Source organism: Delftia sp. PE138 (genome assembly GCF_018320755.1).
GTDB classification, from domain to species: Bacteria; Pseudomonadota; Gammaproteobacteria; order Burkholderiales; family Burkholderiaceae_C; genus Comamonas; species Comamonas tsuruhatensis.
Genome location: NZ_JABEPN010000001.1, coordinates 1922443 through 1934646 on the forward strand (window position 1 = coordinate 1922443; position 12204 = coordinate 1934646).

13 protein-coding genes are annotated in these 12204 nt (G+C 67.7%); 6 read left to right on the forward strand and 7 right to left on the reverse strand.

Annotated elements, in window-relative coordinates:
* Positions 1-6: 6 nt before the first annotated feature.
* From HFGMBDPB_RS08695 to HFGMBDPB_RS08710, 4 genes are all read left to right on the forward strand, one after another.
* The gene (locus tag HFGMBDPB_RS08695; RefSeq protein ID WP_017406889.1) at positions 7-504 is read left to right on the forward strand and encodes a hypothetical protein; all 498 of its coding nucleotides are present in this window, start codon (positions 7-9) and stop codon (positions 502-504) included.
* Positions 505-830: 326 nt separating this feature from the next.
* Positions 831-2285, forward strand: a complete 1455-nt coding sequence (locus tag HFGMBDPB_RS08700; RefSeq protein WP_249343358.1) for a SulP family inorganic anion transporter — start codon at positions 831-833, stop codon at positions 2283-2285.
* 396 nt (positions 2286-2681) lie between these two features.
* A complete protein-coding gene (locus tag HFGMBDPB_RS29680) occupies positions 2682-2990 on the forward strand; it encodes a hypothetical protein (protein WP_249343359.1) in 309 nt (102 codons plus the stop codon).
* Between the two features lie 2 nt (positions 2991-2992).
* Complete coding sequence (locus tag HFGMBDPB_RS08710) at positions 2993-3685, forward strand: hypothetical protein (protein ID WP_016449342.1); 693 nt, start codon at positions 2993-2995, stop codon at positions 3683-3685.
* Between the two features lie 33 nt (positions 3686-3718).
* On the opposite strand, the gene paaE is transcribed toward HFGMBDPB_RS08710, so the two are convergent.
* The 6 genes from paaE to paaK are packed head-to-tail and all read right to left on the reverse strand — an operon-like array spanning position 3719 to position 8867.
* Positions 3719-4816, reverse strand: a complete 1098-nt coding sequence (paaE, locus tag HFGMBDPB_RS08715) for a 1,2-phenylacetyl-CoA epoxidase subunit PaaE (RefSeq protein ID WP_212645222.1) — start codon at positions 4814-4816, stop codon at positions 3719-3721.
* Positions 4813-5382: a 1,2-phenylacetyl-CoA epoxidase subunit PaaD gene (paaD, locus tag HFGMBDPB_RS08720; RefSeq protein WP_212645223.1), complete on the reverse strand. Its 570-nt coding sequence runs from the start codon at positions 5380-5382 to the stop codon at positions 4813-4815. The genes paaE and paaD overlap by 4 nt, the downstream gene beginning before the upstream one ends.
* Entirely contained in the window at positions 5382-6164 is a 783-nt protein-coding gene (gene paaC / locus HFGMBDPB_RS08725) for a 1,2-phenylacetyl-CoA epoxidase subunit PaaC (RefSeq protein ID WP_016449339.1), read from the reverse strand. Before paaC ends, paaD begins: the two co-directional genes overlap by 1 nt.
* A 13-nt stretch (positions 6165-6177) precedes the next feature.
* A complete protein-coding gene (gene paaB, locus HFGMBDPB_RS08730; RefSeq protein ID WP_013804631.1) occupies positions 6178-6483 on the reverse strand; it encodes a 1,2-phenylacetyl-CoA epoxidase subunit PaaB in 306 nt (101 codons plus the stop codon).
* On the reverse strand, positions 6480-7502 hold the full coding sequence (gene paaA, locus HFGMBDPB_RS08735) for a 1,2-phenylacetyl-CoA epoxidase subunit PaaA (RefSeq protein WP_012202742.1): 1023 nt from the start codon (positions 7500-7502) through the stop codon (positions 6480-6482). The genes paaB and paaA overlap by 4 nt, the downstream gene beginning before the upstream one ends.
* Positions 7503-7547: 45 nt before the next feature.
* Positions 7548-8867, reverse strand: coding sequence for a phenylacetate--CoA ligase PaaK (paaK, locus tag HFGMBDPB_RS08740; RefSeq protein ID WP_212645224.1), 1320 nt, complete (start codon positions 8865-8867; stop codon positions 7548-7550).
* 148 nt (positions 8868-9015) lie between these two features.
* Between paaK and paaN the strand changes: the two genes are divergently transcribed.
* Positions 9016-10674, forward strand: coding sequence for a phenylacetic acid degradation protein PaaN (paaN, locus tag HFGMBDPB_RS08745; RefSeq protein WP_212645225.1), 1659 nt, complete (start codon positions 9016-9018; stop codon positions 10672-10674).
* 15 nt (positions 10675-10689) lie between these two features.
* Here the strand turns inward: paaN and HFGMBDPB_RS08750 are convergent, their stop codons facing one another.
* Complete coding sequence (locus HFGMBDPB_RS08750) at positions 10690-11325, reverse strand: TetR/AcrR family transcriptional regulator (RefSeq protein WP_209799385.1); 636 nt, start codon at positions 11323-11325, stop codon at positions 10690-10692.
* A 191-nt stretch (positions 11326-11516) separates the two neighbouring features.
* Here HFGMBDPB_RS08750 and HFGMBDPB_RS08755 point away from each other — a divergent pair, with 191 nt between their 5' ends.
* Positions 11517-12200 carry a LuxR C-terminal-related transcriptional regulator gene (locus HFGMBDPB_RS08755; RefSeq protein WP_013804635.1) on the forward strand — a complete coding sequence of 228 codons (684 nt, stop codon included), beginning with the start codon at positions 11517-11519 and terminating at the stop codon, positions 12198-12200.
* The last annotated feature ends 4 nt before the right edge of the window (positions 12201-12204 follow it).

Below are 12204 nucleotides of genomic sequence, written 5' to 3' on the forward strand. Positions count from 1 at the left end.
AATCCCATGCCCCTGCCGCGTGCCAGAACCCTGTTGTGGAGTCTTGTCCTGTGCCTGCCGCTGGCCGTGTTCGGCTGGCTGGCTGCAGCCCTCTGCCTGATCTCGCAAGAGGACTACACGCCCGAGCCCGGCAGCTTCACCTACTACATCGGCATCTCGTCCCTGGTGCGCCATGCGCCGCTGGTGGGCGCGCTGGGCAAGGCGGAGTACTTCGGCACCGTGGGCGACGGCAACAAGCCGCCACACGACCTGATGTCCTATGACGTGGAGTTCGCAAGCATTGGCCCCGCCACGCACGCCTTCGATGCCTACCTGCTCGGCAAAGGCTATTCCCGGACTGCGGACGACGAAACGCCCGGCCCCTCCTACGGCATGGGGCGGCGCGTTCGCCATGCCAGGTACACGGCGTCTTCGGGCCAAGTCGTCTACGTGGAAGTGGTGCAGGCCTCGTCGGCCGAGCAAGGCCCTGTGCGCTACCGCGCCACCATGGCGCACTACGACTGATTGCGGCCAGGGGCCCATCCCGCGGCAGGCAGCACCCCCTCGTACAATCGCGCCCGTGATTTCAGTCCACCGGCACCCTCAACCCGAGGCTCGCCAAGCGCGCAGCCGCGATGCCGCACGCCTTCACAGCTTCACGCTGGCCCGCATCGCGCGCGGCTCGCAGAGCCGGCGCTCGGGCTGCACCCGCCTGGCGCCGCCGTAGCACGGTCGAACCGTACAAGCCGCCAGGTTGTTTCGGGCATCGCCCGACGCCCGGCATGTTCATTCCCGTCTACAAAATCCTGCCCCGCCCTGCCACACCCAGCGCGGCGGGACTGGCCATTTCCATGTCGAAACACCCCCATCCCTTTCGCGCCGAGTGGGCGCCCAGCATTCCGCGCGAGCTCATGGCCGGCGCCGTGGCCACCTTTGCGCTGATCCCCGAGGTCATCGCCTTTTCCTTCGTGGCTGGCGTCGATCCTGCCGTCGGGCTGTTCGCCTCCTTCATCATCAGCATCGTCATCGCCTTCACGGGCGCGCGCCCGGCCATGGTGTCGGCGGCTGCGGGCTCGGTCGCCCTGGTGGCCGCTCCGCTAGTGCATGCGCATGGCGTGCAGTATCTTTTTGCGGCCGGCATTCTTGCGGGGGCCGTGCAGATCCTGTTTGGCCTGCTGCGCCTGGGCGTGCTGATGCGCTATGTGTCGGGCTCGGTGCGCACGGGCTTCGTCAATGCGCTGGCCATCCTGATCTTCTCGGCCCAGATGCCGCACTTGATCGGCGCCAATGCCGCCACCTGGGCCATGGTGGGCGCCGGCCTGCTGATCATCTACGGCCTGCCCCGGCTGACCACGGCCGTGCCCTCGCCCCTGGTCTGCATCGTGGTGCTGACGGTGGCGGCGCATTGGCTGGACCTGCCCCTGAAGACGGTCGCCGACCTGGGCCTGCTGCCGGACGGCCTGCCCAGCTTCGGGCTGCCGCAGGTGCCGTGGTCGCTGGAGACGCTGCGCCTGATCGCCCTGCCCGCGCTGGCGATCGCCATGGTGGGATTGCTGGAGTCCATGATGACGGCCAGCGTGGTCGATGAACTCACGGACACGCCCAGCTCCAAGAACCGCGAGTGCAGCGGCATCGGCGTGGCCAACATCGCAGCCAGCCTGTTCGGCGGCATTGCCGGCTGCGCCATGATCGGCCAGACCGTGGGCAATGTGCGCTACGGCGGCCGCGGCCGGCTGTCCACGCTGTTCGCGGGCGCCTTCCTGCTGATTCTGATGGTGCTGCTCAAGCCCTGGGTGTCGCAGGTGCCGGTGGCGGCGCTGGTGGCCATCATGGTGATGGTGTCGGCCTCCACGCTGGACTGGGGATCGGCCCGCGCCCTGCTCAGGCACCCCAAGCTGTCCAGCGCCGTGATGCTGGCCACCGTGGTGGTCACCGTGGCCACGGACAACCTGGCCGCCGGCGTGGGCGTCGGCGTGCTGCTCAGCGGGGTGTTCTTCACCTTCAAGGTCTCAAGGCTGCTGTCCGTCGAGAAGACGCAGGACGGCGCAGGCCTGACCTACCGCGTCTCGGGCCAGGTCTTCTTTGCCTCGGCCGACCTGCTGGTCGATGCCTTCGACGTGCGGGACATCGAAGGCCGGCCCGTGCGCATCGAACTGACCAACGCCCATTTCTGGGACATCACGGCCGTCAATGCGCTGGACAAGGTCTGCCAGCGCCTGCGCAAGCACGGCAGCACGGTCGAGGTGACGGGCCTGAACGAACACGGCCGGGCACTGGTGTCGCGGCTGGATATCGGCATCGAGTAGGAAACCTGCCCCGGGCATGGTTTCCCTGCGCCGGCAGACCGCTTGCTTTCCTGGGGCAAATGCGGTCTGCTCTTTCGCAAAGAGAAATCCGTCAAATATCAAATGGGGCATTCAGAAAATTCTCTATTTCAAAGAGTTACTCTTTTGAAATAAAGATTTCAGCCCGCTCATTTAGGATCTGGACCGCTGCCACCTCCCCGAACCCGTTCCATCTCTTCCATGCGACTCAGATCCGTAATCTTGGGCCTTGTCCTCCTGGTCTTTGCCGCATCCGCATCCTGGTTGGCCGTGTATGGGTTTCTCATCTCCCAGGAGGACTACTCGCCTGAGCGGGGATCGCTCAGATATTACGTAGGCATCTCTTCCCTGATACGCAATGCGCCAGCGACAGGGACGATGGCGCAGCCCACCTACTTCGGCTCCGTCGGTGATGGCAACAAGCCACCGCAGTCCGAGATGACTTTCGAGACCAGCGCCAAGGACATCACCGAGGCCACTGCGGCCCTCACCAGCTACCTGCGCCAGAAGGATTTCCACCAGAGATCCATCGAAGCCGATAATGCCGCCGCATCGCTTGTCCCCGAGGGAGAGCGCCTTGTCCAATACGCGCAATACGCGTCATCGGCCGGCGAAGTTGCCGTACTGGCGGTCACCCAGGCAATCGCAACAGGCCTGTGCAAGGTCACGCTCACCCATTACGACTGAACATGTCCAGCAGATCCCACATACCCCGAAGACTCATCTATACCTGCAACTGCGGATGGATTGACCTGGGCCACCTCCAATCGGTCGAGAGCCATCGCAATCGCTACGCCAGTGCGGCCTATCTCTGGAAAGACATACTGCATGAGCGTGGCATCGGGATTCCCGGTCACTCCGACAGCCATCTGATTCAATACAAGCAATCCATGGGGCGCTTTGGCCTGACCCAGGAATTTGCCAAGTTCTATCTCGTCAAGAAAGGCCTGTCTCTTTCAGCGAAGCGCTCCGTGGCCCTGGCCATATTCATGGAGGTTTCCATGGGCTTCGAGAGCCTGCAGGCATCCATGTCGCTCCTCACAGACAGTGGATTCAGCCAGGAAGACCTGGTTTCCAACCTGATTGGCTTCTACATGGTCGTGCACGGGGCACTGGACTGGAAGAACCTGTGCAAGCCGGTTTCCACCGAGGCATCGCTGGCCGTCTGGGATGCCAACGGTCCCGTGGGAAGCCATAAAAACAAAGTCTTCCAGCCGCAGTTCCACGCCTGCGAGGAATGCAAGAGCAAGCACCATGTGCAGCTGCCGCGCTTTCCTTCCGCGTTTCAGTCCATACAGCCCGCATCCAAGGGTCTGCATTTCATCGAAGCATCTGATGGGCTGCCAGTGCCAAAGCACATGCTTTCGACACTGTTTCCCTGAGTCTTCCTGCCCTGCTCCAGAACGCAGGCGCCCTCACCGCTCATCGAACGACAGCACCACGCGCTCGGTCAGCGGATGCGCCTGGCAGGTCAGGACAAAGCCGCAGGCGACCTCGTTCTTGTCGAGGGCAAAGTTGCGCTCCATGCGCACCTCGCCCTCGACCACCTTGGCGCGGCAGGTGCCGCAGACGCCCGAGGTGCAGGAATAGGGCACTTCCAGCCCGGCCGAGGAGGCCGCATCCAGGATGCTGGCCTGGCCGCGCGTAAAGGGGATCTCGCGCGAGAGGCCGTCGCGCACCAGGGTGATGCGGGCGGTGGCGGCGTCGCCGGGCTGGGCCTCGTGCACCACGGCGCCCACCGTGCCCTGGCCTGCGGCCGGCAGGGCCACGCCGAAGCGCTCGATGTGGATGCGCTCCTCGGCCACGCCGGCGGCCAGCAGGGCGGCCTCGGCCTCGTCGTTCATCTGGAAGGGGCCGCAGATGTAGGCATGGTCGATGTGCGCGGCCGGCACCACGCCCTGCAGGAATTCGGCGATCTTGGCTCGGTCCATCACGCCCATGTTCAGCGGCAGGTCGGTGTGCTCGTCCGAGAACACATGCTGCAGCGACAGCCGCGACATGTAGCGGTTCTTGAGGTCCTCGATCTCCTCCTTGAACATGGTGGACTGCAGCTGGCGGTTGCCGTAGATCAGCGTGAAGCGGCTGGCGGGCTCGCGCGCCAGCACGGTCTTCATGATGGACAGGATGGGCGTGATGCCGCTGCCGCCGGCGATGCCCACATGGTGGCGCGCGGCCCCGGGCTCGATGGGCACGAAGAAGCGGCCCTGGGGCGCCATGACCTGCAGTGTGTCGCCGGGGCGCAGATGCTCGTTGATCCAGTTGGAGAACTGGCCGCCGCGCACCTTGCGCACGCCCACGCGCAGCTCGCCGTCATCCACGCCTGCGCAGATGGAGTAGCTGCGGCGCAGGTCCTGGCCGTCGATCTGGTGGCGCAGGGTGAGGTACTGGCCCTGGGTGAAGCCGAAGACCTCGCGCAGCGCGGGGGGCACGTCGAAGGAGACGACCACGGCCTCGGCCGTGTCGGGCGCAATGCTGCGCACGCGCAGCGGGTGGAACATCGTGGTCGTGGTCATATCGGCTTGAAGTGTTCGAAGGGTTCGCGGCAGTCCAGGCAGCGGTGCAGGGCCTTGCAGGCCGTGGCGCCGAAGGCCGAAAGCCGTTCGGTGTGCGCGCTGCCGCAGTGCGGGCAGGCAACGGGCTCGGGCGCGGCGATGCCCTGGCGGCGGCGCACCAGGCGGATGGGCGAGGTGCCTTCCGGCAGGCCGGAGTCGCCACAGCGTCCGGGCGGCGCGATGCCGTACTCGCGCAGCTTGCGCCGGCCGTCGTCGCTGATCCAGTCCGTGGTCCAGGCGGGGGCGCGGCGCAGCACGGCGCGCGCGGGGCCCAGGCCCGCGGCCTCGATGGCATCGAGCACGCTGCGCTCTATGACCTCGGTGGCGGGGCAGCCCGAGTAGGTGGGCGTGAGCACGATCTCCATGCCCTGGCCTTCGGGCAGGGCATGGACCTCGCGCACGATGCCCAGCTCGCAGACCGAGATCACGGGCACCTCGGGATCGGGCACGTCCTGCAGCGCGGCCCAGGCCAGGCGCTCGCGCTCGGCCGAGGCGGATGTGACGGCCACCAGCCGTGCGGCAGCCATCACCACACCCCGCCCGGATAGGCGCGCTGCAGGTGCTGCATCTCGGCCAGGATGAAGCCCATGTGCTCGCTGTGCACGCCGTTGCGGCCCGTGCTGCGGAAGGCGGATTCGGCCGGCATGTCCAGCGTGGCCTCCTGCAGCAGGGCGGCCATTTCGGCCTGCCAGGGCTCGCGCAGCTCGGACCAGGCCGGGCCCAGGCCGCTGGCGCGCGCGGCGGCGTCCGTGGCGTCGTCGGTGAACAGCTCGGCCGCATAGCGCCACAGCTGGGCCAGCGCCGCCTCCATGCGCTGGCGCGATTCCTCGGTGCCGTCGCCCAGGCGCACCACCCAGTCGCCCGCGTGCTGCTCGTGGTAGCGCGCTTCCTTGAGCGCCTTGGCGGCGATGGCGGCCAGCTCGGCGTCGCTGGAGTGCACCAGACGCTCCCACATCAGGCGCAGCCAGGTGGCAGCCATGGCGTTGCGCAGCACGGTGAAGGCGAAGTCGCCGCGCGGCAGCTCGGCCAGCGTGGCGTTGAAGTAGTCGCGCTCGTCGCGCAGAAAGGCGAGCTGGTCCTCGTCGTGCGCGCGGCCTTCGAGCTGGCCGGCGCGCGTGAGCAGCGCACGCGCCTGGCCGACCAGGTCCAGCGCCATGTTGGTCATGGCGATGTCCTCTTCGAGGATGGGCGCGTGGCCGCACCACTGGCCCAGGCGCTGGGCCAGGATCAGGCAGGTATCGCCCAGGCGCAGCAGGTACTGCACCTCGGGGCGGGCGTCGATGGAGATGGAGGAGGCGGAGGCGGTCATGGCTGCACCCCGCTCACATGTGGTCCACCGAGGGCGGCAGCTGGTAGAAGGTCGGATGGCGGTAGACCTTGTCCTGGGCCGGGTCGAAGAACATGTCCTTGTCGCCGGGGTCGCTGGCCACGATCTGGTCCGAGCGCACCACCCAGACGCTCACGCCCTCCTGGCGCCGCGTGTAGACATCGCGCGCCATCTGCAGCGCCATCTGCGGGTCGGCCGCATGCAGGCTGCCGCAGTGCTTGTGGTCCAGGCCGGCCTTGCTGCGGACGAAGACTTCCCACAGCGGCCATTCGTTGGTGATGTTCTGTTCGGCGGTGGTCATGCGGCCTCCTTGCGGGTCTGGTTTCTCTGTGTCTGCTTGCGGGCATGGGCCAGGGCGGCCTCGCGCACCCAGGCGCCTTCGTCCCAGGCCTTGACGCGGGCGCCCAGGCGCTCGCGGTTGCAGGGGCCGTCTCCGGCGATCACGCGCCAGAACTCGTCCCAGTCGATGGGGCCATGGTCATGGGCCTGGCGGGCCTCGTTCCATTTCAGGTCGGGGTCGGGCAGGGTCACGCCCAGCACCTTGGCCTGGTCCACCGTGGCGTCGATGAACTTCTGGCGCAGCGCGTCGTTGGAGATGCGCTTGATGCCCCAGCGCATGGACTGCGCGCTGTTGGGAGACTGGTCGTCGGGCGGGCCGAACATCATGATGGACGGCCACCACCAGCGGTTGACGGCGTCCTGCACCATGGCCTTCTGCGCCTCGGTGCCCTGCTGCATCATGGTCAGCAGCGCCTCGTAGCCCTGGCGCTGGTGAAAGCTCTCCTCGCGGCAGATACGCACCATGGCACGCGCATAGGGTGCATAGGAGCAGCGGCAGATGGGCACCTGGTTCATGATGGCCGCGCCGTCCACCAGCCAGCCGATGGTGCCCATGTCGGCCCAGGTCAGCGTGGGGTAGTTGAAGATGGAGCTGTACTTGGCCTTGCCCGTGTGCAGCGCGTGCAGCATCTGGTCGCGGCTGCTGCCCAGCGTCTCGGCGGCCGCGTAGAGGTACAGGCCATGGCCGCCCTCGTCCTGCACCTTGGCCAGCAGGATGGCCTTGCGCTTGAGCGTGGGTGCGCGGCTGATCCAGTTGCCCTCGGGCAGCATGCCGACGATCTCGCTGTGCGCATGCTGGCTGATCTGGCGCAGCAGCGTCTTGCGGTAGTTGTCGGGCATCCAGTCCTTGGCCTCGATGAATTCGCCGGCATCGATGCGCTCGTCAAAGCGCTGCTGCAGGCGCATTTCGTCGGCCGAGCGCACGGCCTTGCCGCCATCGCCCGCTTCCTTGCCCATGGTGTCCATGGCCTGGGTGTACATGTGCGATCTCCTTCAGTGAAATGGTTGACGACGGCCGGCGGTGCCTCAACGCGGCCGCCTGTCGTACACGCGCCGGGCCTTGCCGGTCTGCGTGCGCTCGATGGTGTCGGGATCGAAGACGCGCACCGCCGTGGAAATGCCCACCAGGGTCTTGATGCGCTGCTGCACCCACTGCGCGATCTCGCCGCGCTCGGCATCGCCCAGGCCGCGCCGCTGCGGCTGCAGCTCGCAGTGCACCTCGACGGTGTCCAGCAGGCCTTCACGGCTGATGTGCATCTGGTACAGGCCCGTGAGGCTGGCATTGGCCAGCACGATTTCCTCGATCTGGGTCGGAAAGACGTTGACGCCGCGGATGATCATCATGTCGTCGCTGCGCCCCACGATCTTGCCCATGCGCCGGAAGCTGCGCGAAGTCGGCGCCAGCAGCCGCGTCAGGTCCCGCGTGCGGTATCGCACGATGGGCATGGCTTCCTTGGACAGCGACGTGAAGACCAGCTCCCCCTCGCTGCCGTCGGGCAGCACCTCGCCCGTGTCGGGGTCGATGATCTCGGGATAGAAATGGTCTTCCCAGATCACCGGCCCGTCCTTGCTCTCCACGCATTCGCTGGCCACGCCCGGGCCCATGACTTCGGACAGGCCGTAGATGTCCACGGCATCCAGCCCCGCCTTGCCCTCGATCTCGCGGCGCATGGCCTCGGTCCAGGGCTCGGCGCCGAAGATGCCGATCCGCAAAGAGCTCTCGCGCGGGTCCATCCCCTGGCGCTGCATCTCCTCCACGATCACCTGCATGTAGCTGGGCGTGACCATGATGATGTCGGGCCGGAAATCCTGGATCAGCTGCACCTGCTTTTCGGTCTGCCCGCCCGACATGGGCACCACGGTGCAGCCCGCGCGCTCGGCACCGTAGTGCGCGCCCAGGCCGCCCGTGAACAGGCCGTAGCCGTAGGCCACATGCACCATGTCGCCGGGCCGCCCGCCCGCCGCGCGGATGGAGCGCGCCACCAGGTTCGCCCAGTTGTCGATGTCATTCAACGTGTAGCCCACGACCGTGGGCTTGCCCGTGGTGCCCGAGGAGGCATGCACGCGCGCCACCTTCTGGCGCGGCACGGCGAACATGCCGAACGGATAGTTCTCGCGCAGGTCCTTCTTGGTGGTGAAGGGAAAGCGGGCCAGGTCGGACAGCGTGCGCAGGTCGGACGGATGAACGCCCTTCTCATCGAAGGCGCGGCGGTAATGCGGCACATGGTCGTAGGCATGCTGCAGCGACCAGCGCAGGCGCTGCAGCTGCAACGAGGCGATCTCGTCGCGGCTGGCGGTTTCGATGGGGTCGAGGTCGCCGGGGGCGGGGCGCAGGTCTTTGTTCATCGGGGTTCTGGCGTCGTGAGGCAAGGGGTTCAGAATAATTGACCGACCGGACGGTAGGATTATAAGATGCAGCTTTCTTGAGCAACAAGGCTTGTTGTCCGGTACTAACCCTGATAGCGACGCCACATTCCAACCCAGGAGACATCCCATGCCCGCCCACGCCCTCTACGAACGCCACCGCCCCCTGCTCGACGACGCGCTGCAGGCCCTGTCCCGCCGGGGCCACTGGTCGCCCTTCCCCGAGGCGCCCTCGCCCAAGGTGTATGGCGAGACCGCCCAGGCCCAGGGCCACGCCGCCGTGCAGGCGCTGTTCGGCAAGGACTATCCGCTGCGCCAGCCCGGTGAACGCGCCCGCGTGGCCACCGAGCAGTCGCCCTATGGCGTGGCCCTGGACATCCGCTACCCCGAGTGCGATGCCCAGGCGCTGGTGGATGCCTCCCAGGCGGCCGAGCCCGCATGGCAGGCGCTGGGACCCCAGGGCCGCACCGGCGTGCTGCTGGAGGCGCTGACGCGCATCCACCAGCGCAGCTTCGAGATTGCGCATGCCGTGATGCTGACCACGGGCCAGGGCGCGATGATGGCCTTCCAGGCCGGCGGCCCCCATGCCCAGGACCGCGCCCTGGAAGCCATTGCCGTGGCCTGGAAGGCCATGGCCGACGTGCCTGCCGAGGCCGTCTGGGAAAAGCCCCAGGGCAAGCATGCGCCCGCCGTGCTGCACAAGCGCTTCGAGATCGTGGGGCGTGGCGTGGCCCTGGTCATCGGCTGCGCCACCTTCCCGACCTGGAACACCTACCCGGGCCTGTTCGCCGCGCTGGCCACGGGCAACCCCGTGATCGTCAAGCCCCACCCCAACGCCGTGCTGCCGGCCGCGCTCACCGTGAGCGTGCTGCGCGATGTGCTGACCGAGCAGGGTCTGGACCCCAACCTCGTGACCCTGGCCGTGAGCGACAAGCCCGAATTGACCCAGGCCCTGGCCACGCACGCGGCCGTGGCCTCCATCGACTTCACGGGCGGCAATGCCTTCGGCCAGTGGCTGCAGTCCAACGCTTCGCAAGCACGCCTGTATGCCGAGATGGCCGGCGTGAACCTGGTGGTGATCGAGTCCACCGATGCCTACGCAGGCATGCTGCGCAATCTGGCCCTGTCACTGTCGCTGTACAGCGGCCAGATGTGCACCACCACGCAGAACCTGCTGATTCCGGCCGGCGGCATAGAGACTGACCAGGGCCACAAGAGCTTCGAGCAGGTCGGCGCCGATCTGGCCGCCGCCATCGACCAGTTGCTGGCCGATCCCAAGGTGGCCTTCACCGTGCTGGGCGCCATAGGCTCTGACCAGACCGTGGAGCGCGTGGAACAGGCCGCCACCGTGGGCCGCGCCGTGCGCGCCTCGCAAAAGCTCACCCATCCCGAGTACCCGCAGGCCGAGGTGCGCACGCCCGCGCTGCGCGCGCTGGACGTGGCGGACGCCGCCATCTACGAGCGCGAATGCTTCGGCCCCGTCTCCTACCTGGTGGCCGTGCCCTCGGCCCAGGCCGCGCGCGAGCTGGCCGAGCGCAGCGTGCGCGCGCATGGCGCGATGACGCTGGGCCTGTACTCCACGGATGCGGCCTTCGTCGATGCCGTGGCGGCCTCGGCGCTGCGCTCGCGCGTGGCCCTGTCCATCAACCTCACGCAGGGCGTGATGGTCAACCAGTCGGCAGGCTTCTCGGACTTCCATGCCACGGGCGGCAATCCCGCGGCCAATGCCAGCTACACCACGCTGGCCTTCGTGGCCGACCGCTTCGTGGTCGTGCAGCGCAGGTGGTGAGGGGCCGGGCCGAGCCTAGGCCTGGCGGGCCTTGCGCGGCTTCTTGCCGTCCGGCACGCTGACCGCGCGCACGCCGCCGAAGAACAGCTGGGACACCATGGTGCCTATGGCGTCATGGTCCAGCGTGCCGCCCGGCTTGAGCCAGGTGAAGGTCCAGTTGATCATGCCGAACAGCAGCATGGCCAGGGGCTTGCCCAGGGCGCTGTCGGCGGGCTCGCCGCGCACCTGGGCAATGGTCTGCGCAAAGGCGGCGACCACGCGGCGCTCCACGTCCAGGATGCGCTGCTGGTCTTGCTCGCGCAGGAAGCGCACGTCCTCGGTCAGCACGCGGTGGGCATTCTGGGCCTGGGCGTACTCCTGGCCGAAGCCGCGGATCAGCGCATGCAGGCGCTGCTCGGGATCGGCATGGGCCTGCAGGGTGTCGTTGACCAGGGCTTCGAGGCGCAGCACATGCTCTTCGGCAATGCGCACGGCCAGGTCGTGCTTGTCGAGCACATAGTGGTAGAGCGTGGCCTTGGAGACGCCGCAGGCCGCAGCCACCTCGTTCATGGAGGTGCCCGCATAGCCGCGCTGCGCGAACAGCTGGGCGGCGTGGGAGAGGATCATTTCACGCTGGCCATCGTAGCCAGCAGGGTCACGTACGCGTGCCATGCGGCGGCGTCCTTTCGGTAGGTGTCGTTGCCAGGGTCCGCCCGTGCGGCCCGGGCCGGAATTATGGACGGCGCAGCGGCGCGCGCCCCCGCGATTACCAGTTTTCAGGGATATGCAAAGATGCGGGCTTCGCCCACAGTCGGGCGGCCATCCTGCCCCTTTTTACGCCCGCCGCTGCGCACGCCTTTTCCATGCCCGCCCACCTGCTTGTCCCAGAGTCCACGCTTCCGGCCCCGGTGCTGGTGGTGGAGGACGAGCCGCTGATCCGCCAGCGGCTGCAGTCCGTGCTGGGCCAGCTGGGCTACACGCCCGATGCCCTGCTGTTCGCAGGCTCCCTGGCCCAGGCGCGCGCCTGCCTGGCCGAGCCCGTGGCCCTGGCCCTGGTGGACCTGGGCCTGCCCGACGGCAGCGGCATCGACCTGATCGCCGAGATGCGCAGCGCAGACCCGGCCGTGGGCATCCTGGTGATCTCGGCCTGGAGCACGGAGGACGCCATCCTCGCGGCGCTGCGCGCAGGCGCCACCGGCTATGTGCTCAAGGAGCGCGACGACCTGGAAGTGTCGCTGTCCATCCGCAGCGTGCTGCGCGGCGGCGCCCCCATCGACCCCTTCATCGCGCGCCGCGTGATCGCCGAGCTGCAGGGCGCGGCACCGGCCACGCCGGAGAGCAGCGGCACCGAGTCCACGCTGAGCGCGCGCGAAAGCCAGATCCTGCGCCTGGTGGCCGATGGCCTGACCAACCGCGAGATCGCCGAGCAGCTGCACCTGTCGCGCTACACGGTGGAATGCCACATCAAGCACATCTACCGCAAGCTGGCCGTGTCCTCGCGCACGCGCGCCGTCAACACGGCACGCGTGCGCGGACTGCTGGGCTGACGGC

Excerpts from the sequence above, each read along its gene's own strand:
- paaA (WP_012202742.1), bottom strand. The coding sequence starts at position 7,502 with ATGTACACCCAGGCCATGGACACCATGGGCAAGGAAGCGGGCGATGGC.
- paaN (WP_212645225.1), top strand. The coding sequence starts at position 9,016 with ATGCCCGCCCACGCCCTCTACGAACGCCACCGCCCCCTGCTCGACGAC.
- paaD (WP_212645223.1), bottom strand. The coding sequence starts at position 5,382 with ATGGCTGCCGCACGGCTGGTGGCCGTCACATCCGCCTCGGCCGAGCGC.
- paaC (WP_016449339.1), bottom strand. The coding sequence starts at position 6,164 with ATGACCGCCTCCGCCTCCTCCATCTCCATCGACGCCCGCCCCGAGGTG.
- HFGMBDPB_RS08750 (WP_209799385.1), bottom strand. The coding sequence starts at position 11,325 with ATGGCACGCGTACGTGACCCTGCTGGCTACGATGGCCAGCGTGAAATG.
- paaE (WP_212645222.1), bottom strand. The coding sequence starts at position 4,816 with ATGACCACGACCACGATGTTCCACCCGCTGCGCGTGCGCAGCATTGCG.
- HFGMBDPB_RS29680 (WP_249343359.1), top strand. The coding sequence starts at position 2,682 with ATGGCGCAGCCCACCTACTTCGGCTCCGTCGGTGATGGCAACAAGCCA.
- HFGMBDPB_RS08755 (WP_013804635.1), top strand. The coding sequence starts at position 11,517 with ATGCCCGCCCACCTGCTTGTCCCAGAGTCCACGCTTCCGGCCCCGGTG.
- paaB (WP_013804631.1), bottom strand. The coding sequence starts at position 6,483 with ATGACCACCGCCGAACAGAACATCACCAACGAATGGCCGCTGTGGGAA.
- paaK (WP_212645224.1), bottom strand. The coding sequence starts at position 8,867 with ATGAACAAAGACCTGCGCCCCGCCCCCGGCGACCTCGACCCCATCGAA.
- HFGMBDPB_RS08710 (WP_016449342.1), top strand. The coding sequence starts at position 2,993 with ATGTCCAGCAGATCCCACATACCCCGAAGACTCATCTATACCTGCAAC.
- HFGMBDPB_RS08695 (WP_017406889.1), top strand. The coding sequence starts at position 7 with ATGCCCCTGCCGCGTGCCAGAACCCTGTTGTGGAGTCTTGTCCTGTGC.
- HFGMBDPB_RS08700 (WP_249343358.1), top strand. The coding sequence starts at position 831 with ATGTCGAAACACCCCCATCCCTTTCGCGCCGAGTGGGCGCCCAGCATT.